Consider the following 23394-nt stretch of genomic DNA (forward strand, 5'->3'; position numbering starts at 1 on the left):
TTCAGGCGAAAAAAAAGAGCGATTAATCGCTCTTTTTTTGCAGCAAACTTACTTGCTGGTATCGAGTTCCGGGAAGCTCTTCACCAGGTCATCAATCGCTTTCATCTGCACCAGGAACGGCTCCAGCTTATCCAGCGGTAATGCAGATGGGCCATCACACAGGGCATGTTCCGGATCCGGATGCGCTTCGATGAACAGACCGGCAATGCCGACCGCCATACCAGCACGCGCCAGCTCAGCCACCTGCGCACGACGACCACCTGAAGCCGCGCCAAACGGATCGCGCGTCTGCAGCGCATGGGTCACATCGAAAATCACCGGGCTGTTTTTGGTGACTTTCTTCATCACGTTAAAGCCCAGCATATCGACAACCAGATTGTCATAGCCAAAGTTGCTGCCGCGATCGCACAGGATAACCTGCTCGTTGCCACCTTCTGCAAACTTATCTACGATGTTGCCCATCTGACCCGGGCTGACGAACTGCGGCTTCTTGACGTTGATGACCGCGCCGGTCTTCGCCATCGCTTCCACCAGGTCAGTCTGACGTGCCAGGAAGGCCGGCAGCTGGATCACATCCACCACTTCGGAGACCGGCTGCGCCTGTGCCGCTTCATGGACATCAGTGATAATCTTCACGCCAAACGCCTGCTTCAGCTCCTGGAAAATCTTCATTCCCTCTTCGAGGCCAGGGCCACGGTAAGAGTGAATCGAGGAGCGGTTCGCTTTATCAAACGACGCCTTAAACACGTAAGGAATACCGAGTTTATTTGTCACGGTGACGTAGTGTTCGCAGATGCGCATCGCCAGGTCGCGCGACTCCAGCACGTTCATCCCGCCAAACAGTACAAATGGCAGATCGTTTGCAACGTTGATATCGCCAATACTCACGACTTTCTGTGTCATGCCCTTTCCTTTTCAGTTGGTCCGCTTAGTGCAGCGTGACCTGTTTTTGTTCGATTGCGTGAATCTGAACTTTGATCATTTCGCTGACCGGATCTTCGGGACACTGCTCAACGAAATAGTTTAAATCACTCAGGGCGATATGTTCGCACTCCAGCTGCGCGTAGATCAAACCGCGATCGCGGATTTCATAGGGATCATCCGGATCGATACGCAACAGCACCTGACTGACGTTCAGCGCCAGCTCCATCTTCTGCTCTTCCATCAACGCCGCTTTCAGCGTGTCGAGCATTTTGCGCATCACGGTCACGGTTTTGGCTTCGTCGAGATCATCGTCATACAGACGCGCCGTAGGGCTGATATTGCCTTTCAGCCACACTTCCAGCGTATGCCGGTCAAGGGTTTCACCATTGAACGGGTTGATCATCCACTTATCGCCATCAATCCAGTCGGCGCGCAGAATCAGCTGGGTCGGGAAGATCACCGGCATCAGCGGCAGTTCCAGCTCGGCGGCGATGTGCAGCAGAATCACGCCCAGTGACACGGCGGTGCCCTGGCGGGTCTTCAGTACATTGTCGATCCAGAGCGCATCAGAAAGTTTGTAGACGCCGCTGGCACCGCAAAATCCCCACTGGCGATAGAACAGCTCCAGCAGCTTTTCGAGCTGCATGTCAGCATCTTCGATGTCGCTGACATACTCACGCGCTTCGGCGACTAACGCCGCAAGCTGCGCTTCCACCGACACCGCCGGGAAATCGGCGCGGATGGCAAGCGTGGCACCAATCACCGCTTCACACAGCGGTGTCTGGCTGAAATCTAATTGTTCGGTCGAGGTCATGCTATCCCCATAACGGCATTTTGGTCAGCGCCAGCGTAATGATGGTCACCAGGGCGATTAACGCCACCAGAAAAGCGATCCAGCGGGTGCGATCAGTGCGTGGACGGCGACTCAATGCCACAAATCCTAAGGCGATGTAGATGATAACCGCTAAAAGCTTCTCCGTCAGCCAGCTTCCTTGCGGCGTGAAGGGATAGAAGTGGGTAATCACCACCAGCAGGACGCCGGTCACCAGTAACAGAGTATCGTTAACGTGCGGCAGAATGCGGACCCAGCGTTTTGTCATCATCGCCGAACCACGGCGCAGCCAGTAAAACCGCAGCAGGAACAGCGTCACGGTCAGCACAACCGTTAAGATATGCAGATTTTTAATCAGGGGATAAAAAGCAAACATCATAAATCCTTTTCAAAGCGCTTTTATGAAGGGAACTGACCCAGCGTCACACGCGGATTACCACCGTAATCCCTGACGGTTTCAACGGCGTGATAGCCATTATTCCGCATCAGTGCAGCCACTGCCTCACCCTGCTGCCAGCCATGTTCCAGCAGCAGCCAGCCATCCGGCAGCAGCCACGCGGGCGCCTGCTCGATCAGCGTGCGCAGATCGGCCAGTCCCGCTTCATCTGCCACCAGCGCGCTGCGCGGTTCGAAACGCACGTCGCCCTGCTCCAGATGCGCATCGCTGGCATCAATATAGGGTGGATTGCTGACGATGAGCGTAAAGCGCTGCGGTGTGAGCGCCTGGAACCAGTGACTGAGCAGAAAGGTGGTATTAGAGAGGTTGAGCTGTTCTGCATTATTGCCCGCCAGCTTAACGGCGGCTTCAATGCGATCCACGCCGGTCACCTGACAGTCGGGCCGCTCGCTGGCCAGCGCGAGCGCAATTGCCCCGGTGCCGGTGCCCATATCCAGAATGGTCGAGGGTGTCGCGGGCAAATGTGCCAGCACCTGTTCAACCAGCAGTTCGGTATCCGGGCGCGGGATCAGCGTGGCGTCACTGACACGTAACGGCAGCGACCAGAACTCGCGTTCGCCTACCAGATGCGCCACCGGTTCACCCCGTGCACGCCGCGCCAGCAGGCTATCCAGCTGTGCGAGTTGCACATCGCTGAGCACCGTTTCATCGAAGGCAATTAACCAGCTGCGCGATTTCCCGGTCACGAAGCCTAACAGGATCTCTGCGTCACGCTTCGGACTGTCACCCCCGCACAGCGTGGCGACAGCCTGTTTCAGCCAGTGACGAATATCCATTAATCCTGACCAGCCAGTGCCGCCAGCTGATCCGCCTGGTACTCCTGCACAATCGGCTCGATCAGGCTGTCGAGTTTGCCTTCCATCACTTCATCCAGACGGTAGATCGTCAGGTTAATACGGTGGTCGGTCACGCGGCCCTGCGGGAAGTTATAAGTGCGGTTACGGTCAGAGCGATCGCCGCTGCCCAGCAGGTTGCGGCGGGTACTGGCTTCAGCAGCGTGACGACGCGCCATTTCAGCAGCGTGAATACGCGAACCCAGTACCGCCAGCGCTTTGGCTTTGTTTTTATGCTGAGAACGTTCGTCCTGACACTCCACCACGATGCCGGTTGGCAGGTGGGTAATACGGATCGCGGAGTCGGTGGTGTTAACGTGCTGACCACCTGCACCGGATGAGCGGAAGGTATCGATCTTCAGGTCACCGGCGTTGATTTCCGGCAGTTCCGCTTCCGGAATTTCCGGCATCACGGCCACGGTGCAGGCTGAAGTATGAATACGCCCCTGAGATTCGGTCTCCGGCACGCGCTGTACGCGGTGTCCGCCTGATTCGAACTTCATGCGGCCATAGGCACCGTCGCCGGTGACGCGGGCAATCACTTCTTTGTAACCGCCATGCTCACCTTCGTTAGCGCTGATGATTTCCACACGCCAGCGACGCGCTTCGGCATAGCGGCTGTACATGCGGAAGAGATCGCCGGCGAAGATCGCGGCTTCATCACCGCCCGTTCCGGCGCGCACTTCAATAAAACAGGCGCGCTCATCGTCGGGATCTTTCGGCAGTAAGAGAACCTGCAGCTGCTGCTCCAGCACGTCACTCTTCTCACGCGCTTCCTGCAACTCTTCCTGCGCCATATCACGCATTTCAGGATCGTCGAGCATCTGCTGCGCCGTTTCGATATCGTCCTGAACCTGCTGCCAGTCGCGGAAGCAACGGGTCACATCAGTCAGTTGAGCATATTCGCGTGACAGCGCACGGAAACGCTCCTGATCGGCGATGACACCAGCATCGCCCAGCATCGCTTCCACTTCTTCGTGGCGCTCCTGCAGGGCTTCCAGTTTGGCAACTATAGAGGTTTTCATTTAAATGTGGGATTCCCGTAAACAGGTGGCGACAGCGGTGTGCCTAATCGAGACCCAGGCTGTCGCGTAAAATCTGCAGGCGTTCATTATCGCCATCGCGGGCGGCCTGCTGAAGTGATTTGGTTGGCGCATGTATTAAACGGTTGGTCAGCTTGTGCGCCAGTTCCTGCATGACTTTCTGCGGATCGGCACCCTGCTGCAGCGCCTGCAGCGCACGGCCTTCCAGCTCAGCACGGATATCCTCCGCCTGAGAACGATATTCACGGATGGTATTCACCGCGCCCTGTGAGCGCAGCCACGCCATGAATTCGCTGCTTTCCTGAACCACGATGCTTTCCGCCTGAACCGCGGCCGCTTTGCGCTGCGCCAGGTTCTGCTCGATGATCGCCTGCAGGTCATCCACGCTGTAGAGATAGGCATTAGGCAGATCGCCGACTTCCGGCTCCACGTCGCGCGGCACCGCAATATCGACCAGCAGCATGGGTTTATTACGTCGCGCTTTTAGCGCGCGTTCCATCATCCCCTTGCCGATAATCGGTAGCGGACTGGAGGTTGAGGAGATAATAATGTCGGCTTCGGCCAGACGGGCATCAATCTCCGCCAGCGTGATTACCTCTGCACCGACTTCCGATGCCAGCGCTTCGGCACGCTCGCGGGTACGGTTCGCGATGATCAGATTTTTGACCTGATGTTCACGCAGATGACGTGCCACCAGCTCGATGGTTTCACCCGCGCCAACCAGCAACACATTAACGGATGAGAGGGATTCGAAGATCTGACGGGCCAGCGTACAGGCGGCAAACGCCACTGACACCGCATTGGCACCGATATCCGTTTCCGTGCGCACGCGTTTGGCAACAGAGAAGGTTTTCTGGAACATGCGTTCCAGCTCACTGCTCAGCGCATGGCCACGTGAGGAGTCGGCAAATGCTTTTTTCACCTGACCGAGGATCTGAGGCTCGCCCAGCACCAGTGAATCGAGTCCGCTGGCGACGCGCATCAGGTGGCTGACCGCGTCGTTATCCTGATGCCAGTAGAGGCTGTTACGCACATCCTCTTCATCCAGCTGATGATAATTGCATAACCAGCTCACCAGACGCGCCTGTAAATCGGCCTGCTGCTCTACACTCAGGTAGAGTTCCGTCCGGTTACAGGTGGACAACACCACGCCGCTCTGCACCATTGGCTGCGATAACAGGCTGTTCAGCGCCTGCTCGAGCGTCTCCGGCCCGAACGTAACGCGTTCGCGCAGAGCAATGGGGGCAGTCTTGTGGTTGATTCCGAGAGCGAGCAGCGTCATGGCGGTTTTGGTTGGGATGTCCCAATAATGTCAGGGTTTTGTGAGGCGCATTCTACAAGATGCGGCAGATCAAGAAAAGCCATACAAAGGCTATGACTGTAATAAGATTAACCTGTTCGTGCTCAATTTGCTGCATAACAGCATTGACGGTTAAAACCGGGACGGTTAGCGTTATCCGTTACGAATAATAAATGTGTCCGAGGAGATGACCACTTGATGCTTAATTCACCACGCAATCTGTTGCGCCTTTTGCCCCTTGTCAGCGTGCTGCTGGCGGCCTGTAGCGTCAACAAACCGCAAGGTCCCGGCCCCAGCGTTACCGCGCCACAGTGGCAACAGCATCAGCAGGCGGTCTCAAAGGTCACGCACTACCAGACCCGCGGTGCCTTTGCCTACCTCTCTGACAAGCAGAAAGTCTACGCCCGCTTCAACTGGCAGCAGACCGCGCCCGATCGCTATCGCCTGCTGCTGACAAATCCGCTTGGCAGCACCGAACTGCAGCTCGATGCACAGGGCTCGGTGGTGCAGATCGTCGATAACAAAGGCAAGCGCTACGTCAGCAACGATGCGCAGAAAATGATCTCGCAGCTGACCGGCATGAACATTCCGCTGGCCAATCTGCGTCAGTGGATGATGGGTCTGCCAGGCGATGCCACGGATTATCAGCTCAATGATAGCTATCAGCTGAGCAGCCTCAACTACAGCCGCGACGGTCAGAACTGGCAGGTTTCGATTGCGGGCTACGACAGCAAGGTTACGCCGCCGCTGCCGTCCAGCCTGGAGCTGAAAGAGGGTGACCAGCGGATTAAACTGCGTATGGACGGCTGGACCGTTCAATGATCACCCACTGGCCTGCCCCGGCAAAACTGAATCTTTTTCTCTACATCACTGGCCGTCGTCCGGACGGCTATCACAACCTGCAGACGCTGTTTCAGTTTCTCGACTACGGGGATGAACTGCAGATTAGCGTCGATCACAGCGACGCTATTCAGCTATTAACGCCGGTGCCGGGCGTGGCAGATGCGGACAACCTGATTGTCCGCGCCGCAAACATGCTGAAACAGGCGGCACAGGATAACCATCGCCTGCCCGCACGCGCGGGTGCGCAGATTGCTATCGAGAAAAGGCTGCCCATGGGCGGCGGCATCGGTGGCGGCTCTTCTGATGCGGCGACCGTGCTGGTGGCGCTGAATCATCTGTGGCAAACCGGCTTCACACCAGATGAGCTGGCGGCAATCGGCGTGAAGCTGGGCGCGGATGTACCGGTCTTTGTGCACGGCTTTGCGGCCTTTGCAGAGGGCGTGGGTGAACAACTTCAGCCCGCAGCGCCGGAAGAAAAGTGGTATCTTGTCGCCCATCCCGGTGTGAACATCAGCACACCCGTGGTATTCAATGACCCCGGGCTGACGCGGGATACGCCATCGCGCAGTTTATCGACGCTTTTAGCCTTACCCTTCACCAATGATTGTGAAGCAGTAGTAAGAAAACGTTTTCGTGAGGTTGATGCGCTTGTTTCCTGGCTGCTAGAATACGCGCCGTCACGCCTGACTGGCACAGGCGCTTGTGTGTTTGCTGAATTTGACACCGAGTCCGCCGCCCGCCAGGTGCTGGAGCTTGCCCCGAATGGGGTACGCGGATTTGTAGCCCGGGGCGTTAACGTTTCGCCGCTACAGCGTACCCTGCGAGGCGATTAGCGAATGCGTGACAGTGTCACCCCGTTCCAGACACTGCACGTTTCGCATTAACACACCCGTGTGAACGTCTATGACCGTACGCGCCGGTTACAGTCATACCGTTCATTCTCTGGACGCAAAGCCTGAGGTTCTTCTCGTGCCTGATATGAAGCTATTTGCTGGTAACGCCACCCCGGAACTAGCACAACGTATTGCCAATCGCCTTTACACCAGCCTGGGAGACGCCGCAGTAGGCCGTTTCAGTGATGGTGAAGTGAGCGTACAGATTAATGAAAATGTACGCGGTGGTGATATTTTCATCATCCAGTCCACCTGTGCTCCCACCAACGATAATCTGATGGAACTGGTTGTGATGGTCGACGCGCTGCGTCGTGCTTCTGCTGGTCGTATTACCGCAGTCATCCCCTACTTTGGTTATGCCCGTCAGGACCGCCGTGTGCGTTCCGCGCGTGTGCCTATTACCGCAAAAGTAGTGGCAGACTTCCTTTCCAGCGTCGGTGTTGACCGTGTTCTTACGGTTGACCTGCACGCCGAGCAGATCCAGGGCTTCTTCGACGTCCCGGTTGATAACGTATTTGGCAGCCCGATCCTGCTGGAAGATATGATGCAGATCGGTCTGGAAAACCCGATTGTTGTTTCTCCCGATATTGGTGGCGTAGTACGTGCCCGTGCTATCGCTAAACTGCTGAACGACACCGACATGGCTATCATCGATAAACGCCGCCCTCGCGCGAACGTTTCTCAGGTGATGCACATCATTGGTGACGTTGCTGGCCGCGACTGCGTGCTGGTCGACGATATGATCGACACCGGCGGCACGCTGTGCAAAGCGGCTGAAGCGCTGAAAGAACGTGGTGCCAAACGCGTGTTTGCTTACGCGACGCATCCGATCTTCTCCGGCAATGCGGTTGAAAACCTGCGTAAATCTGTACTCGACCAGGTCATCGTCTGCGATACCATCCCGCTTTCAGACGAGATTAAGTCACTGCCGAATGTGCGCACACTGACCTTATCTGGCATGCTGGCCGAAGCGATTCGCCGCATCAGTAACGAAGAATCTATCTCGGCGATGTTCGAGCATTAATCTTCGCGGAACCGGGCCCTGTGCCCGGTTTTTTTATCTCTGCCGTCTGGATTAACGCGCTTTTTTTTCTGATTTTTCCCCGATAAATTTCCTTTTAATCCCCTATTTTCAACGCCACCCACTTTTTTACTAAAACGCAGTGCTCCCCCGCTTCTGCCTTTTAGCATTAAATGGTAATTTGCAGCGCATTTCTCATCTGAATTCAGCCACCATGAGCCTCGATATCTACACATTGTTTGTCTGCGAGCTCTACGTGCTGGGGTTTCTGAGCATTATTATGGTTTTTGCCTGGGTCGGGTCGCACTATGACCGCGTTCTTGGCTTCACCTGCCTGTCACTGGTTTTCACCCTGATTGCCGTATTCTTAAGCAGCCTGCGCAGCAGCGGCCTGCATTTCCTGCCGGTTGCGGTCGGCAATGTGTTAGTGATGCTCGCTTATGGCGGATTATTAAATGCGTTCCGGCGCTTCTGCGGTAAACCTATCGGTACGCACTGGCTACTGGGTGCGCTGCTCTGGGCACTCCTCTGCTGCTTTCCGGCGTTTTATTACAGCTTACCCAAACGGGTACTGGTATTGTGCATCGCCTGCGTCGCCTATACCGCCGCACTGATCCAGCTGGTCTGGCAGGCGCGTGACACGCTGAAAGCCACTTTCTGGCCTGCCCAGTTGCTGCTGTGGATCCACCTGTTGTTTCATCTGGCGCGCCTGTTTCTGGATAGCGCCATGCCCAGCACGCAACCCGGAGCGATTGGCGGGTCAGACTTTTCAGTTTACGTGATTCTGGAATCCATTCTGTTTGTCATCGGCCTGACGTTTACCATTCTGGCCATGGTGAATGAGCGGATGCAGATAGCGTTAAAACACACTTCCCTGCACGATCCGCTGACCAGCGTCTGGAATCGTCGCGCCTTATTTACTGAAGCCACAAAAATTGTGGCGCGCTGCCGCCGTCAGAACCGGCCGTTCAGCGCAATACTGTTCGACCTCGATCATTTTAAAAGCATCAATGATCGATATGGCCATCATCAGGGCGACCAGATTTTGATTCACTTTTGCGAAATAGTCAGAGAATTGATACCGGCTGAGGGGCGTTTTGCACGACTGGGCGGAGAAGAGTTTGCGGCCATCATTCCGGCTGGAGCACGGGATGCAGAGGCGTGGTGTGAGGCGATCCGGCTGGCGGTCTGTACATCGCAACCCAATGACATAGCTTATTCAGTCAGCATTGGCTTTGCCACGGTCACGCAAGGCCAGCAGGATTTTGAGAGTTTACTGGCGCTGGCAGATGCAGCGCTCTATCACGCGAAAGCCAGTGGCCGGAACTGCACTGCGCAGCATCCGGTCCCGGCAGCCATCAGTTAGTGGTGGGAATTGTGTGACCGGCGGCAGCGCTTGTCATAGTGACGCAGCCAGTAATAGCGATCTTCAATTTTTTCACGGCCACTGATACGCGCGCCCACCAGCCACATCAGTGCGCCAATAAAGATGCTCAGAATCGCGCCCTGCGCCAGAAACTGCGGCAAATCGAGTGTCGGCAGCTGGTTCATAATTGAAAACCCAACACCCAGCACCATTGTGACTAATCCCAGTACCATCAAGCTGTTACCCGCTACGCGGCAGTGTTGATGTTTCATGCTGCACCTCCATCCATATGAGTAAATAACCGCACACAATGTTAAGTGCCATAAGTTTAGGCAATGGCTGGGGTCCACGTTGCGGACTGGATCACACATCAGCTATAAAGAATGGCCTGGTCCTGAATGCAGCCTGTTGATTCAGATAGAAAATGATTAATCACCGTTCTGAACCATTTCGATGCGTGTGCTTTGTCATCTCGCCTGTGGCGAAGTAAACTAACGCCCTTTCGCGATAACAGCAGGATAATCATTGTGAGCAGCATTAAACTGATTGTGGGACTGGCCAATCCGGGCGCTGAATACGCCGCCACACGCCACAATGCGGGTGCCTGGTATCTGGATCTACTGGCTGAGCGCCACAATCAGTCACTGAAAGAGGAAGGCAAATTCTATGGCTATACCGCCCGCCTGGCGATAGCCGGCGAGGATGTGCGCCTGCTGGTGCCGACCACCTTTATGAACCTGAGTGGTAAAGCGGTGGCGGCAATGGCGACCTTTTATCGCATCGCGCCAGAAGAGATTCTGGTGGCGCATGATGAACTCGATTTGCCGCCCGGTGTGGCGAAGTTCAAGCAGGGCGGCGGCCATGGCGGCCATAACGGGCTGAAAGACATCATCAGCAAGCTGGGCAACAACAATAATTTCCATCGGCTGCGCATCGGTATCGGGCATCCCGGCGATCGCAACAAAGTGACCGGATTTGTGCTGGGCAAGCCGCCCGCCAGTGAGCAGAAGCTGATTGATGATGCCATTGATGAGGCGGCGCGCTGCACCGAACTGTGGCTGAAAGAGGATCGCATTAAGGCAATGAACCGGCTGCACGCCTTCAAGCCTGCTTAAACGCCCGAATCATTGCGATTCCGTGTATAATGCGCGAAATTTTTCCATTCGTCTCCGACAGTCCGCCCTCTGGCGCGCTGTCCATCCAGTTATAAAGGGTATCAAACCATGGGATTCAAATGCGGTATCGTGGGCCTGCCGAACGTCGGTAAATCCACTCTGTTTAACGCGCTGACTAAAGCGGGCATCGAAGCGGCTAACTTCCCGTTCTGTACCATTGAGCCAAACACCGGCGTGGTACCCATGCCTGACCTGCGTCTGGACCAGCTTTCTGAGATTGTTAAGCCACAGCGCGTGGTGCCGACTACCATGGAATTCGTCGATATCGCGGGCCTGGTAAAAGGTGCGTCCAAAGGTGAAGGCCTGGGCAACCAGTTCCTGACCAACATCCGCGAAACCGAAGCGATCGGCCACGTGGTGCGCTGCTTTGAAAACGACAACATCATCCACGTTGCGGGAAAAGTGAACCCGGCGGAAGATATTGATGTCATCAACACCGAACTGGCGCTGTCCGATCTGGAAACCTGTGAACGTGCGATTCAGCGCGTGCAGAAGAAAGCCAAAGGCGGCGACAAAGATGCCAAAGCCGAGCTGGCTGCGCTGGAGAAGTGCCTGCCGCATCTTTCTGAAGCGGGCATGCTGCGTTCACTGGATCTGGATGCCGACGACAAAGCGGCCATCCGCTATCTGAGCTTCCTGACCCTGAAACCAACGATGTACATTGCCAACGTCAATGAAGATGGTTTCGAGAACAACCCGTACCTGGATCAGGTGCGCGCTATCGCTGAAGCAGAAGGTTCAGTCGTCGTACCGGTTTGCGCCGCCGTTGAGTCGGACATTGCCGAGCTGGAAGATGAAGATCGTGAAGAGTTCATGGCGGAACTGGGACTGGAAGAGCCGGGCCTGAACCGCGTTATCCGCGCCGGTTACTCGCTGCTGAACCTGCAGACCTACTTCACCGCTGGCGTGAAAGAAGTGCGTGCCTGGACCATCCCGGTTGGTGCCACTGCTCCACAGGCAGCCGGTAAAATCCATACTGACTTCGAGAAAGGCTTTATCCGCGCCCAGACCATCGCGTTTGAAGACTTTATCGCCTATAAAGGCGAGCAAGGCGCGAAAGAAGCTGGAAAGATGCGTTCAGAAGGTAAAGAGTACATCGTGAAAGATGGCGATGTGATGAACTTTTTGTTCAACGTCTGATTGGGTTGTTGTTTCATGAGGTTTCATTGAATCTCATGAAGACGCAAAAATCTCTTAAATCCACGCAGCTGCGTGGATTTTTTATTTAAGGAAGTCTCATACAATTTCAATACAGCGCAGCTAAAGGGGGAGGGATTCGACAAAACTGCTTATCAAAAGCACTAAAATGCCCAGCAAAAATCATGCATTCCCGTGACGACATATATTTATTTCAATATTTTAATTAATTTTAATGTCTAGTGAATTATGGTATAAATGATACAGATAGAACTTCACCGAAGTGAAGTTCTATCAGAGAAATACTTAAATATTTTGGCAAGTTATAGTAACTCTAAATATTTACCTCAGGCGTACTGGGGCTTTAGAATTCTTGAATCGTAAATATAAAGCGCTTGCAGAAGGAGATTTTATCGAGTCTTCTTTAGTTTGAAAAATTTTATAGTATTTATTGAATATTATCTTATCGGTTTGATAATCCCAAGTCCATGTGAAATTTGTTATGTTGGGAGGAATAAGTCTTTGGAGCACATGTGCAAAAACCTCATTATTTATTGATTTAACCAAAGAGAATAAAACTTCTGCTATTTTAGCCAAATCATTTTTATTTAAAATAACGGGCTTCTCTATAAGAGTTTTATGGCCATCTAAACCAAGTGCAATTGCATTTTTAACGCCCAACTTACCAAAGCGGTGAACACAGCAATGTCTCATTTGACAGATAGACTCATATCTATCCAGTAAGCCACCTAAGCTTGCAGTGACTTTGTTCATGTCAAGGAATTTATTCAAGCTGGAAGTGATTTTATCTTTTCCTGAGAACACTGTTTCTTCAAGAAGCGCCTCTGGAAGTAAATCTTTTTTGTGATGTACTGCTGCTGTATAACTAACTTGTAAAGATTCGCATTTTTTTTGCACGAATAAATCAACATTTATTAACGACCGAATCATAGACCTCATGTAACTTTCAACTGCAGAAACATAGCCAAGTAAAAGAAGATTTCCGAGCTGATTAGAGATCTCTTCTTCACTTGTGACCCAAAGTAAATTTAAACTAACCGCATTTGTCAGAAACTCATCTATTGGAGAATAATTATTGCCTGATTCAGTTGAAAAAAAAACCGATGTGTCGAAGTCACTAGTAGGCAACCTAACAGTCACTATTGCAGAGAAATCTTCAGTAGCATTTGTAATTGTCATTTTACCCTCCTTATGATAAAAAATCATCAACGAAACTTTCTAGAACATCGACAATTCGAGTTGCCCTTTTATCGCCAATTCCATTTATTAACAACAATTCTGCCGCTGGATCTTGTTTTGCTAGGTAGTCTCTAATAGTTTTTAATGATGGCAATGATTCACTAATTTTCTTTTTCTGCCATTTAGTTAAGCCTGGCACAATATCTAATTTTGTGTCTAAGCACAAATTAAAAGTAGAAGCATCAACAAGTTGGTTTGCACAATTATGGCAAAATTTTTGATTATCATGAATTCTTTGTGCATGGCAAACAGTACATGCAGGTAATGAAAAACTTAATAAATTAATTCGCTCTTTAGACATTAGTCTTGTTAAGCTACGTCTAAGAGGATGCTTAGTGTTTTTCCAGGAAAAACCATCTAAAATTTGTTTGATTGCCCCACTCTTCTCATGAGTAGAGAAAACACGTAAAGATATCAACATTGCCGAGTGAGGTATAAAACGTTGATAAATACGCTGAGGTGTGCCGTGTTTAACCTCTCCTGAGTCGTAAATTAAACCAGCTTCGACTAGCAAATTGAACATTCTTTCAACTATTGGAGTTATACCCTCCTTTTCAATTCCAACAAAAATTTGTTTTTCCTTCTTAGTTAACAATTTTATATTGGCATCTTTTAAAAGGCTTGCAAACTTATCAAGAATTTCTTCACCAAAAGAAATCAGGTCTCTGAATTTTGGAACTTTCATTGATAAAGAGCGATATTCATTAATCCTTGCCGACAAATGTTCGTTTATAATATTATTTATTGCCTGCTGACTAGTTTTATACCCACTACGAGTATACTCATCCAACATGGTCAAATAAGCTCTTGGAATACCAAAAGCAGCAAGTTTAAACATTTTTTTTGCATCGTCAGGCATCTCTTCAAGATTAGGAACTCTTTTTACAGCAATAGAATCCATGACAGAATTATATTCACTGTCATCAATTGATATCCATACTGGAATAGATATTGAATCCTGACCTTCATGAAACTTTGGACTTTTTTCTGTTGTCCCAGGATAGACCGAGGCTTTAGGAACTATTGTTGTAGACTTTAAAGAGCGAACAATATCCAAAAATTCGAGCAAATATTCAGGCGTCAGTGTTAAAGCTGCATCATCCATTAGAATAATGGAAAAATTCCTTTCAGCCTGGAAGCGAATATCGTCTATTATTTCCTGTACTTTTTCTATTGTTATTTTCTCAACTATATCGGCTTCGTCGTCTTCTAATGGTTGAGATCTTTCAACTCTAGAAACAAACTTGCTCAAACCATCAATCTCAAACCCATAATTATTCATTACAGACTCAGGATCAACTTTAGAATTATCCCACTCACTACGTTTATCAACAATAGATAACAGTATACGAGCTAATACCCATGAGTGGAACTGATTGATAGCTCCTCCCCGACTCGTTAATAAAGGTTCAAGTCGAAAGTATCTATTGAATGAAACATATATCGCAAAAGGTTTGTTTTTTAGTTCTTTACACTTCACCCAAGCATAACGCATCATATGTGTCTTACCACAACCCCTAGGGCCGACAATAGTCCTTAATCCTTTATTAGTAAGCTCTGCGTATACTTTTTTAAAAATCTCTCCCTCTTCAGATGTCTCATCGAGTAATTCATCTAAAGGGATGTAATCAGCACGTTGCTGTAAAGTATAACTTAACTGTTCTTCTTCAAAATTATCCATATTCCTCTCTCGAATTCAAAAGATAAGGTTAAGAATTGCTTTTTGCGTTAAAAATCTCGCACCCACGCCATGAGAGAGTGCGTTAAGATAGTTTTTTCCTTCTTCACTAATAAGGAAGGCGAACAAACCATCCCTGTACTCAACTGCTACTCTAATCAAAATAATACAATCACTAATAACCACATTCCCATTCTCGACCATACAAATTTTCTCAGTCAAATTCCGCCCAACCCTTGATATCAAAATATCGCCAGGACAGGCTACAACTTCATTATTTTTAAGTTGTTCGTTTTTAATAAAAAACTCATGCGGGACTTTATATTGCTTAGAATGCATATCACTAGTATGAAAAACAGGATGAGATTTTAATCGTCTCTCAGAGGATGAAATATTACCTCTAACTAAGAGACTTACTATATCACCAACTCTGACCCCATTATTATTTTTAACTTTAGCAGAATGATAACTATAATCTAGACGCTCAACTGCACTCGACGTTTTTATTTTTATCGGTTGGCAAAAATCATTATTTTCGTCGACACACTGTAATGTTACTTTTTCACCTGGCTGTCCGTCTTTTCTAAGTACCAAAATATGAGTTTTTGCATCAGTACGACGAAAAACTCTTCTTGGAAGTTGAATTACCGATTCAACTGCATGGCACTCCAACAATTTCCTTCTTAATTCTAAATGCTTATCACCAGATATAATTCCGTCGGGTAGAATTAAACCTAACAAACCACCACTTTTGAGCAGCCTTAAATTCTGAGCAATAAAAAGCATCTCTGCTGAAATATCTTTTTTACTGTAAATAACATCCTCTAGGCCAGCCTCTTCAAGGATATATTTGAAATCATTATGCCATTTTGGTCTAATGTATGGAGGATTACAAATAGCTGCATCCGCACTCGCTAAAGATATGTTTATTTTATTGGGCAGATCATGGCTTAAGGCATTAGCTATTGTATGAGTGATCCGTCCACCAAACATAGATTCTAGAGATTTTGCTCGTGCATTTAAGTCTATGTCCACAGTCATAAATATAGCATCTGACCACTGCTTTGATGCAGCTACTGTCAAAGCACCATCCCCAGAACCAAGGTCAAGAACTAAGGACGGTGAAACATTTTGCATGGAATCAATCAGAAGTTGACCGATAATTTCACTGGTGAAATATCGACCAAGGTAATCAGACTTTCTATTATGAGTTAAATGCATGATTTTCCTGCACTGTTTTATTGGCATATATACACCAATAATGTAACACGAAGTCTAGCATTTTCACTTACTTAAGCTGAAAAAAGTGGCCTTAATCTCATGGAATAACCGCTGACAAGGTTCGACACCGCTCTGCGGTGCTACCTTTTCCTGTTTTATCAGTGTGCGCCCCGAAAACGAAGGGATGCTCTCCGCCTGCTATCTCACGCCTGGAGCCATAAGTGAAATGGAAACCAGGTTATCTTGTTCAAGTAAATAGATAAGTTGAACTGGCCCACGCTTTAACTGGATCAATTCCAAATTGCGGACAGAAAGTTTCAACCCGGCTACGGTCTCATTCATGACGATGACTTTTCTTTAGAGTAGTACCAATAAGCTTGATAAGACAGGTCATTATGTAACCTGCAGTTGCACAAAAGCTAAAGTCAAGAGACCCAGATATCATTTAAAAAATGTCATAATCAGAGTCTTACATACAACAAAAATCGAATTAATCTAAAAATGAGCATGTAAATAAGCATTTCTATTTAAAAATAAAAACCCATTAAAAACATAAAGTTAAAAAAACAAATGATGGTTCGCCGTCTTAATAAAATCTGTTTTATCATGAGGCTTCAGCACCCCCTTTGAATCTGACAGACTCCCTAAAATTCACGTCATTGCGTGAATTTTTCTTTTCATAAAGTAGCAATGGTGTCTGTCAACACACCTGAACAATGCCGCAATCATCACCTTAACAAGTCTGTTGTTCCAGCTCGTTTTTCGCAACAGTCAGCAAACGAACCCGTTGCAACCTGAGCATCCCCTCTCACCTGCTCTTCACCTGAAATGGCACGTATTCAGCTACGGATAAACTGCACCTCACACTGCCGGGCAATCTCCCACAGTCTGTTACGGATCACCTGCTTCAGTTGCAGAGTCGACTGCGACTGTGGCTGGTCACGACGGCTGATCAGCATCACTTCAAACGGCAGAGGTTGCGCGATGGGCAGCAGCTTTAGCTGTTCGGCATAGCGGCAGGCGGTGAAGAGATCCACGACGCCCACGCCGCCACCTGCGAGCACCATATCGGCAATGACCGAGTAGGTTTTGATCGACAACGACACGGCGGGATTTAGTTTCTTATCACGCAGTGCACGGTGCAGGACGCGTCCAAGCGGATCCTGCGCCTGCATCATCAGTAAATTATTGTCACATAACCATTGCAGCGTAACGGGTTCATGCCGGGGATGATGGCGCGGTAGCAGCGCCACCATGGAAGACTGAAACAGAGGTTCAGCCAGCAGATCCGCATCGACCTGCTGACCAAAGACCAGCGCGAAATCGAGCTGATTCTCCAGAATCATCTGGCATAAGGTACTGAAATGCTCGGTGACCAGTTCGACACTGACCGAGGCCATCTGTTGCCGCCACGTGACCAGCGCCGGGGCCATCACCATCTGACCAAAGGCGTGCGCCGCGCCGACGCGCACCAACTGCCCTTCACCCCGCCGTAGCTGTTCGGTGAGCTGGGTAATGGATTGCAGGCGCTGGCAGAGATCGTCGATTTCAGGCAGCAGGCGTCGCCCTTCTGCCGTCACGCTCATGCCCTGGATACGTCGCTCAAACAGCGCAAATCCCAGTTGCTGTTCAGCGTGATTCAGCACACGGCTGATATTCGGTTGCGACACATTCAGCAGGCGCGCCGCTGCGCTGATGCTGCCGGTCTGTACAATGGCCTGAAAGACCTCTATATGGCGGAGCCGCATGATGATTTACCCTGGATGGAATACCGGACCCGGAGGTCTCTCCGACAGGCTGCACCGACGGAGAGTGAAAGTAATTATTCCCCTGTTGCAAAAACTGTACCGCAAAACCGGCGCAGGCTCAGCGACCTGGCTCGCACCTGTCCGCATCCGGCAGTCCGCCTGAAGCCTCTGCAGGGAGCGGTGCTCGCGCTGCCGTGGTGCAGCGGGGTCAGAAATGTGGGTTCATCAGGCTGAAGCCAGCAGCGATCCTGTCTCGTCCGGGGGATGAGGCATATGTACAGATATCAGGCGAACAGAAAGGCGGGATAAACGGACTGACGTTGCAGGCAGCCCTGGGATAATGTCGCTACGACTGGGTACTCGCCAGATAGGAGAAGGCACTGAGTAAGCTGATTAACGTCTCCATCTTCTCCGCCTGATAACCCACGGTAACGGCATCAAGGCGCGTGACGCCAGGGATCAGGCTGAACAGATCGGCCAGCACCGGTTTAGCAGCCTGAAGCCGCATAGCGTAAGGCGCTGTGAGGCGAGTCGTGTTCACGTGGGAAGGATGCTGCAGTGCAGCGCTTGCCGCGGCGGTGATTGCACGCTGGGCCACCTGCGGACTGATCGATTCCGCGCAGGTATGAGAAATAGCGCGTTTTACACAGACGTAATCGACCGTCGGGTAATGTTCCGCTATCCAGCTCTGTAACTGATCGTCGCCGGTAACCAGCAGCAATGGCGTGCCGTGTTCAGCGGCGGCGGCCGCATAAATATCGGTTTCTCCCATCACCAGACCATTGATGTGGATACGCCAGAATGCCCGACCGTTAATGGTATGCGCCAGTACGCCGGATTCACCTGCTGCGCTGTGAAATCCCACCAGAAACAGCCCGTCGAACCGCTGCTGTTCTATCCCCTCCACCATCGACAGGCAGCGGGGTTTGCCCTGCACCAGTCGGGCGCGGGGATCGATATTTCCCGCACGCAAATTGGTCATCTGCGCATGGCTGTCTGCCACCACCACTTCCGTTGCCCCGCCGGCGAACGCCCCTTCAATCGCGGCATTCACTTCCTGCTCCATCAGGCTACGGGCGATCTGATGCTCCGGATGACCAGGTGTACACTGCTCCGGACGCATGACGCCCGCAATACCTTCAATGTCGGCCGAGATAAAAATTTTCATGAGGTTAACCTGTCCAGAATCTGAGTCAGTGAGGGGCGATGGTGACCGCGAAAGCCGGTAACGGCCTCTGCGCTCAACAGGGCATCCAGTACAGCCTGTTCAGTGGCATCTGCGGCGGCGGCAAGCAGCGGTTCCAGCGTGTCGTCCTGTGGCGGTTGCGGCAGCGGTTGTGTTGAAAACGCCACCGCAATATCCCCTGAGCCGTGGCCCCAGTAACTGCCCAGCCGTCCAAGGCCCGCACCGGCGCGCTTCGCGATGCGCTTCAGCTGACGGGCATCCAGCGGGGCATCTGTCGCCATGATGATGATGACAGAACCGGCATCCAGCTGCGGCGCATTCCCCGTCAGCAGCGGCACAATCATCTCGCCCGCCCGCACGCCATCAATCGTTAAGGCTTCCAGTGCGCCGAAATTGGCCAGCACCAGCACGCCAAGCGTGGCGTTAAGCGAGGGTATCAGCCGCGAGGCAGTGCCGATGCCGCCTTTCAGGCTGAAACAGCTCATCCCGCGTCCCGCGCCGACGCTGCCGCGCGCGAAGTCAGCGGAGGCCGTCTGCAGCGCCGCCTGCGCCATCGCCTCACTGATGGCCAGCGCCTGAATATCATTCAGCCAGCCATCGTTACACTCCAGCACCAGCGGGTTGACCGTAGGCAATGTCCGGCCCAGTTCCGGGTTACGACGGATGGCATCCCGCACCAGCGCGGTAAACAGCGTGCCGACCGCCAGCGTATTACTGAGCAGAATCGGCGTCTGAAGCACGCCAAGTTCTTCTATCTGAATCAGTCCGACGGGTTTCGCAAAGCCGTTCAGCACCTCAACCCCGCACGGCAGCGGCGTGAGAAACAGATTGTCGCCCGGCGGTACGATAGCGGTGACGCCAGTCTGCGTTTCGCCTTCATTCAGCGTGTCATGTCCGACACGCACGCCCGCAACATCGCTGATGCGATTAGTGGGGCCGCATGCGCTTCGCGGCTGCCCAAGCTGACGCAGGTCACGCCAGCGATCCAGCAGCAGGTCGCGCTGCAGTTGTTGGTAATCCATGGTCAGCCCTTGAGTTTGGGATCGAGCGTGTCACGCAACGCATCGCCAAGCAGATTGAATGCCAGCACGGTAATAAAGATCGCCAGCCCCGGGAATACGCTCATGTGCCAGGCACCGGCCATCATCATGCTGCGGCTCATCGCCAGAATATTGCCCCATTCCGGCACGTCAGGCTCTGGACCCAGTCCGATAAAACTCAGGCCAGCCGCCGTCAGAATACTGGTGCCGATGCGCATAGTGAAATAGACAATCACGCTGGAGAGCGTGCCGGGCAGAATATGCCGCAGAATAATCACGCGGTCTGGCGCACCGGCACAGCGCACGGCTTCAACATAGGCAGCCTGCTTCAGAGAGAGCGTCGACGCCCGCACGATACGGGCAAATACCGGCACGCTGAAGACCGCGACCGCGATAATCACATTGTTCAGGCCGGTTCCCAGCAGCGCAACCACCGCAATGGCCAGCAACATGCCGGGAAACGCGAATAGGACGTCGGCACCGCGCATGATCAGCATATCGACCCAACCGCCGTAATAGCCCGCCAGTAAGCCCAGTATCACCCCGACCAGCATGCCCATCGTCACCGACAGCACGCCGATATAGAGCGAGATACGCGCCCCATAGATAATGCGGCTGAGCAGGTCGCGCCCCAGCTCGTCGGTCCCCATCCAGTGTGCCGTGGAAGGCGGCGACGACAGCGCCATCCAGTCCGGTGCCATGGGATCCCAGGGTGCCAGCCAGGGCGCAAAAACCGCCACCACGATTAACAGCATTACAAAGCCGCCAGAGACCAGCGCCAGCGGGTTACGCACAAAGGCATGCAGGAAATCACGCCATGGCGAACGAATGATCTGAGGCGGGTTGTCAGTCAGCGATTGACTACTCATTTCGGCTCCTGTCGCAGACGAATGGCCGGATTGACCACCGCGTAAAGCAGATCGACCAGCAGGTTAATCACAATAAACTCAAACACGAACAGCATCACCAGCGCCTGAATCACCGGCTGATCCTGCGCTTTGATCGACTCAATCAGTAACCAGCCTAATCCCGGCCAGTTGAAAACACTCTCCACGACGATGGATCCGCCCAGCAGAAAACCGAACTGCAGACCCAGCATGGTAATCACCGGGATAAGCGCATTACGCATCACATGTTTCCACGTCACCAGGCGATTATGCAGCCCTTTGGCTTTTGCGGTACGCACGTAATCTTCCTGCGCCACCTCCAGGAAGGCCGAACGGGTAAAGCGCGCCATGACCGCCGCCACCGACGAACCCAGCGTAATGGCGGGCAGAACAATATCGCTGGCCCTGTTAAAGCCGCTGACCGAAAACAGCCCAAATGGCATTGCGACGAACTGAATGAGCAACAGCCCCAGCCAGAAAGCAGGCATCGAAATGCCGCCTACCGCCACGCTCATCAGCGTCCAGTCCTGCCAGCGTCCCCGTTTCAGGGCCGCCATCACGCCAAATAACAAACCGAGAATAACGGACCAGGTGAAACCCGCTAAGGCGAGCCACAGCGTCGGCATAAAGCCCTGCCCAATCACCTCCCGAACTGGTTGCTGGGTGCGATAGGTGATGCCCAGGTCGCCCTGCAACAGGCTGCCGATCCAGTGCAGATACTGCTGCGGCAGCGGATCGTTAAGCCCGAGATGCTGACGCGCCGCCTCGACCGCCTCAATGGATGCATCCGGTCCGGCATAAATGCGCGCCGGATCGCCCGGCATAAGCTTGATAAAACCGAAAACCAGCAACGAGACCACCAGCAAAACCGGGATCATCTCCAGCAATCGGCGAAGGATGTATGCAAACATGTCATTCCCTGAAATGAGGTGACGGGCCTCCTCTCGTCCCCGGCCCATTGCGGACAGGGAACGAGGAAGAAGAAAGCGTTTTATTTAAAGGACGCCTGAGTGAATATGAAATTGCCATCAGGCAGCATCGAAACGCCGCTCAGCATGTTGCGCTTGCCCACCAGATTGTCTGGCGTGCCCAGGAACGCCACCGGTGCTTCTTTCCACAACACCTTTTGCGCCTGCGCATAGGCGATACCGCGCTTTGCCGGATCGGCAGTCGCCAGCCCGGCCGCAATCGCTTTGTCTGCATCCGGGTTACTGAAGTAGGAGACGTTATAGGAGGTCGGCACCCAGGATTCGGTGGCAAACAGCGGACGCAGCGCCCAGTCGGCGTCGCCCGTAGAGGTCGACCAGCCGCCATAATAGAGGTCAAACTCCGCCATTTTCGGATCCTTCACGCCCCATAATTTAGCGTTGCGCGTGCCGGAATCCATCGGTGTGACCGTGGCACGAATACCCACCGCAGCCAGCTGTGCCTTCAGCACCTGACCGGCTCGTACGGCGGCCGTGGCATTGGTGACCCAGAGTTTAAGATCCAGACCATTCGGATAGCCCGCGGCTTTCAGCAACGCTTTAGCCTCGTCAGGTGCATAACGGTAGTCGGGAGCGGTTTGTTTTTGATAGAACTGCACCCCTTCCGGCATGGCGGAGGTGGCCGGTTTGCCCAGACCGGCAAAGGCTACTTTCAGCCACAGATTACGGTCAATCGCATAGTTGATGGCCTGACGAACCCGAATATCGGCCAGCGGCTTGTGCTGCGTGTTGATCGCCATGTAATAGAGATAAATGCTCGGATCGCGCTGAATCGAAAGGTGGCTGTCCTGCTTCACTGCCGCAATCAGGTCTGACGGCAATGGCCAGATGGCATCTACCTGTCCCGATTTCAGCGCTGCCACCCGTGTCGCATCTTCCGGGCTCGGCGAGAAGATCACCTTGTCGACTTTAGGCCATCCCTGCTGCCAGTAACCGTCATACTTCGCCAGCGTGACCGCTTTGCCCGGTGTCCAGTTGACGAATTTAAACGGACCGGTTCCCACCGGATGCAGTCGCAATTGCGCTTCGTCCGGATATTGCTTAAGAACGGACGGGCTCCACATTACCGCCGAAGGATGCGCCAGCGTGTTGATAAAAGCCCCGAACGACTGATTGAGATCGATTTTTACCTGGTCGGGAGCCAGCACCGTAACCTTATCGATCATTTTGTAGAGACTGTTACGCTTCAGCCCTTTTTTCTGGTCTGCCAGCCGATCAAGGTTAGCTTTGACGGCCTCGGCATCAAAAGGTGTTCCGTCCTGGAAGGTGACGCCTTTGCGCAGCGTCAGCGTAAATTCGGTGGCACTGTCATTGGAGGTATAACCGGTCGCCAGCCAGGGCTGCAGCTTCATTTGAGGATCAAACTGGAACAGGCGCTCAAAGATGCCGCTCTGCACCGAGTAGCTGACATTATCCGAGGTGTCGTGCGGATCCAGTCCCGTAATATCGGCATACATGGAGATGCGCAGATCCTGTGCCTGCGCAGTCATGACCAGCGTCGTCGTCAATGCGAGGGCTAGCGAAGTACGGTGAAATAGCGTTTTCATACATTCTCCTGGTCGTT

Annotated in this window: 22 protein-coding genes; 6 read left to right on the plus strand and 16 right to left on the minus strand. The window is 52.3% G+C overall.

The genetic code is table 11. The features are described from left to right. Positions 1-48 precede the first annotated feature (48 nt). The 6 genes from kdsA to hemA are packed head-to-tail and all read right to left on the minus strand — an operon-like array spanning position 49 to position 5371. Positions 49-903 carry a 3-deoxy-8-phosphooctulonate synthase gene (gene kdsA / locus F3I20_RS03045; RefSeq protein WP_150038395.1) on the minus strand — a complete coding sequence of 285 codons (855 nt, stop codon included), beginning with the start codon at positions 901-903 and terminating at the stop codon, positions 49-51. A gap of 25 nt (positions 904-928) precedes the next feature. Then, a complete protein-coding gene (gene sirB1 / locus F3I20_RS03050; RefSeq protein WP_150015464.1) occupies positions 929-1738 on the minus strand; it encodes an invasion regulator SirB1 in 810 nt (269 codons plus the stop codon). Between the two features lies 1 nt (position 1739). Beyond that, complete coding sequence (locus F3I20_RS03055; protein WP_013357622.1) at positions 1740-2132, minus strand: SirB2 family protein; 393 nt, start codon at positions 2130-2132, stop codon at positions 1740-1742. Between the two features lie 23 nt (positions 2133-2155). Further along, a complete protein-coding gene (prmC, locus tag F3I20_RS03060; protein ID WP_150015463.1) occupies positions 2156-2989 on the minus strand; it encodes a peptide chain release factor N(5)-glutamine methyltransferase in 834 nt (277 codons plus the stop codon). Continuing rightward, positions 2989-4071, minus strand: a complete 1083-nt coding sequence (gene prfA, locus F3I20_RS03065) for a peptide chain release factor 1 (protein WP_150038393.1) — start codon at positions 4069-4071, stop codon at positions 2989-2991. Before prfA ends, prmC begins: the two co-directional genes overlap by 1 nt. A 43-nt stretch (positions 4072-4114) precedes the next feature. Next, on the minus strand, positions 4115-5371 hold the full coding sequence (gene hemA / locus F3I20_RS03070; protein ID WP_150015461.1) for a glutamyl-tRNA reductase: 1257 nt from the start codon (positions 5369-5371) through the stop codon (positions 4115-4117). 216 nt (positions 5372-5587) lie between these two features. On the opposite strand from hemA, the gene lolB reads away from it, so the two are divergent. From lolB to F3I20_RS03090, 4 genes are all read left to right on the plus strand, one after another. Further along, positions 5588-6211 (plus strand): lipoprotein insertase outer membrane protein LolB, encoded by a 624-nt coding sequence (gene lolB / locus F3I20_RS03075; RefSeq protein ID WP_150038391.1) that lies wholly within the window; start codon positions 5588-5590, stop codon positions 6209-6211. Next, a complete protein-coding gene (ispE, locus tag F3I20_RS03080) occupies positions 6208-7065 on the plus strand; it encodes a 4-(cytidine 5'-diphospho)-2-C-methyl-D-erythritol kinase (RefSeq protein ID WP_150019299.1) in 858 nt (285 codons plus the stop codon). Before lolB ends, ispE begins: the two co-directional genes overlap by 4 nt. 136 nt (positions 7066-7201) lie before the next feature. Further along, the gene (prs, locus tag F3I20_RS03085; protein ID WP_003850825.1) at positions 7202-8149 is read left to right on the plus strand and encodes a ribose-phosphate diphosphokinase; all 948 of its coding nucleotides are present in this window, start codon (positions 7202-7204) and stop codon (positions 8147-8149) included. A gap of 211 nt (positions 8150-8360) precedes the next feature. Continuing rightward, positions 8361-9512, plus strand: coding sequence for a GGDEF domain-containing protein (locus F3I20_RS03090; protein ID WP_150019298.1), 1152 nt, complete (start codon positions 8361-8363; stop codon positions 9510-9512). Here F3I20_RS03090 and ychH read toward each other — a convergent pair. Further along, positions 9509-9784 carry a stress-induced protein YchH gene (gene ychH, locus F3I20_RS03095; RefSeq protein WP_107319595.1) on the minus strand — a complete coding sequence of 92 codons (276 nt, stop codon included), beginning with the start codon at positions 9782-9784 and terminating at the stop codon, positions 9509-9511. The two genes, F3I20_RS03090 and ychH, sit on opposite strands and share 4 nt — an antisense overlap. A 255-nt stretch (positions 9785-10039) precedes the next feature. Between ychH and pth the strand changes: the two genes are divergently transcribed. Both pth and ychF read left to right on the plus strand, forming a co-directional pair. Further along, complete coding sequence (gene pth, locus F3I20_RS03100) at positions 10040-10627, plus strand: aminoacyl-tRNA hydrolase (RefSeq protein ID WP_010245882.1); 588 nt, start codon at positions 10040-10042, stop codon at positions 10625-10627. Positions 10628-10735: 108 nt separating this feature from the next. Further along, the gene (gene ychF / locus F3I20_RS03105) at positions 10736-11827 is read left to right on the plus strand and encodes a redox-regulated ATPase YchF (protein WP_013357612.1); all 1092 of its coding nucleotides are present in this window, start codon (positions 10736-10738) and stop codon (positions 11825-11827) included. Positions 11828-12166: 339 nt separating this feature from the next. Here ychF and F3I20_RS03110 read toward each other — a convergent pair whose 3' ends face one another. The 9 genes from F3I20_RS03110 to F3I20_RS03150 all read right to left on the minus strand — a co-directional run bounded on the left by F3I20_RS03110 (position 12167) and on the right by F3I20_RS03150 (position 23377). Further along, positions 12167-13024 carry a hypothetical protein gene (locus F3I20_RS03110; protein ID WP_150038389.1) on the minus strand — a complete coding sequence of 286 codons (858 nt, stop codon included), beginning with the start codon at positions 13022-13024 and terminating at the stop codon, positions 12167-12169. A 10-nt stretch (positions 13025-13034) separates the two neighbouring features. Beyond that, positions 13035-14765: an ORC-CDC6 family AAA ATPase gene (locus F3I20_RS03115; protein WP_150038388.1), complete on the minus strand. Its 1731-nt coding sequence runs from the start codon at positions 14763-14765 to the stop codon at positions 13035-13037. A 15-nt stretch (positions 14766-14780) separates the two neighbouring features. Then, on the minus strand, positions 14781-15983 hold the full coding sequence (locus F3I20_RS03120) for an N-6 DNA methylase (RefSeq protein ID WP_190286143.1): 1203 nt from the start codon (positions 15981-15983) through the stop codon (positions 14781-14783). An 839-nt stretch (positions 15984-16822) separates the two neighbouring features. Further along, positions 16823-17731 (minus strand): LysR family transcriptional regulator, encoded by a 909-nt coding sequence (locus tag F3I20_RS03125; RefSeq protein ID WP_150015458.1) that lies wholly within the window; start codon positions 17729-17731, stop codon positions 16823-16825. Between the two features lie 346 nt (positions 17732-18077). Continuing rightward, positions 18078-18899 carry a M55 family metallopeptidase gene (locus F3I20_RS03130; protein ID WP_150038384.1) on the minus strand — a complete coding sequence of 274 codons (822 nt, stop codon included), beginning with the start codon at positions 18897-18899 and terminating at the stop codon, positions 18078-18080. After that, positions 18896-19939, minus strand: coding sequence for a DmpA family aminopeptidase (locus F3I20_RS03135; protein ID WP_150038382.1), 1044 nt, complete (start codon positions 19937-19939; stop codon positions 18896-18898). The genes F3I20_RS03130 and F3I20_RS03135 overlap by 4 nt, the downstream gene beginning before the upstream one ends. Before the next feature lie 2 nt (positions 19940-19941). Then, positions 19942-20826, minus strand: a complete 885-nt coding sequence (locus F3I20_RS03140) for an ABC transporter permease subunit (RefSeq protein WP_150038380.1) — start codon at positions 20824-20826, stop codon at positions 19942-19944. Beyond that, positions 20823-21755, minus strand: coding sequence for an ABC transporter permease (locus tag F3I20_RS03145; RefSeq protein ID WP_150038378.1), 933 nt, complete (start codon positions 21753-21755; stop codon positions 20823-20825). Before F3I20_RS03145 ends, F3I20_RS03140 begins: the two co-directional genes overlap by 4 nt. An 80-nt stretch (positions 21756-21835) precedes the next feature. Next, a complete protein-coding gene (locus F3I20_RS03150) occupies positions 21836-23377 on the minus strand; it encodes a glutathione ABC transporter substrate-binding protein (RefSeq protein ID WP_150038376.1) in 1542 nt (513 codons plus the stop codon). Positions 23378-23394: the final 17 nt, after the last annotated feature.

The sequence above is a fragment of the Candidatus Pantoea gossypiicola genome (assembly GCF_008632075.1).
In the GTDB taxonomy this organism is placed as follows: Bacteria; Pseudomonadota; Gammaproteobacteria; order Enterobacterales; family Enterobacteriaceae; genus Pantoea; species Pantoea gossypiicola.

Excerpts from the sequence above, each read along its gene's own strand:
- ychF (WP_013357612.1), top strand. The coding sequence starts at position 10,736 with ATGGGATTCAAATGCGGTATCGTGGGCCTGCCGAACGTCGGTAAATCC.
- F3I20_RS03055 (WP_013357622.1), bottom strand. The coding sequence starts at position 2,132 with ATGTTTGCTTTTTATCCCCTGATTAAAAATCTGCATATCTTAACGGTT.
- prmC (WP_150015463.1), bottom strand. The coding sequence starts at position 2,989 with ATGGATATTCGTCACTGGCTGAAACAGGCTGTCGCCACGCTGTGCGGG.
- F3I20_RS03150 (WP_150038376.1), bottom strand. The coding sequence starts at position 23,377 with ATGAAAACGCTATTTCACCGTACTTCGCTAGCCCTCGCATTGACGACG.
- F3I20_RS03120 (WP_190286143.1), bottom strand. The coding sequence starts at position 15,983 with ATGCATTTAACTCATAATAGAAAGTCTGATTACCTTGGTCGATATTTC.
- lolB (WP_150038391.1), top strand. The coding sequence starts at position 5,588 with ATGCTTAATTCACCACGCAATCTGTTGCGCCTTTTGCCCCTTGTCAGC.
- prfA (WP_150038393.1), bottom strand. The coding sequence starts at position 4,071 with ATGAAAACCTCTATAGTTGCCAAACTGGAAGCCCTGCAGGAGCGCCAC.
- ychH (WP_107319595.1), bottom strand. The coding sequence starts at position 9,784 with ATGAAACATCAACACTGCCGCGTAGCGGGTAACAGCTTGATGGTACTG.
- F3I20_RS03135 (WP_150038382.1), bottom strand. The coding sequence starts at position 19,939 with ATGGATTACCAACAACTGCAGCGCGACCTGCTGCTGGATCGCTGGCGT.
- sirB1 (WP_150015464.1), bottom strand. The coding sequence starts at position 1,738 with ATGACCTCGACCGAACAATTAGATTTCAGCCAGACACCGCTGTGTGAA.
- kdsA (WP_150038395.1), bottom strand. The coding sequence starts at position 903 with ATGACACAGAAAGTCGTGAGTATTGGCGATATCAACGTTGCAAACGAT.
- hemA (WP_150015461.1), bottom strand. The coding sequence starts at position 5,371 with ATGACGCTGCTCGCTCTCGGAATCAACCACAAGACTGCCCCCATTGCT.
- ispE (WP_150019299.1), top strand. The coding sequence starts at position 6,208 with ATGATCACCCACTGGCCTGCCCCGGCAAAACTGAATCTTTTTCTCTAC.
- F3I20_RS03140 (WP_150038380.1), bottom strand. The coding sequence starts at position 20,826 with ATGAGTAGTCAATCGCTGACTGACAACCCGCCTCAGATCATTCGTTCG.
- F3I20_RS03110 (WP_150038389.1), bottom strand. The coding sequence starts at position 13,024 with ATGACAATTACAAATGCTACTGAAGATTTCTCTGCAATAGTGACTGTT.
- F3I20_RS03125 (WP_150015458.1), bottom strand. The coding sequence starts at position 17,731 with ATGCGGCTCCGCCATATAGAGGTCTTTCAGGCCATTGTACAGACCGGC.
- F3I20_RS03115 (WP_150038388.1), bottom strand. The coding sequence starts at position 14,765 with ATGGATAATTTTGAAGAAGAACAGTTAAGTTATACTTTACAGCAACGT.
- F3I20_RS03145 (WP_150038378.1), bottom strand. The coding sequence starts at position 21,755 with ATGTTTGCATACATCCTTCGCCGATTGCTGGAGATGATCCCGGTTTTG.
- F3I20_RS03130 (WP_150038384.1), bottom strand. The coding sequence starts at position 18,899 with ATGAAAATTTTTATCTCGGCCGACATTGAAGGTATTGCGGGCGTCATG.
- F3I20_RS03090 (WP_150019298.1), top strand. The coding sequence starts at position 8,361 with ATGAGCCTCGATATCTACACATTGTTTGTCTGCGAGCTCTACGTGCTG.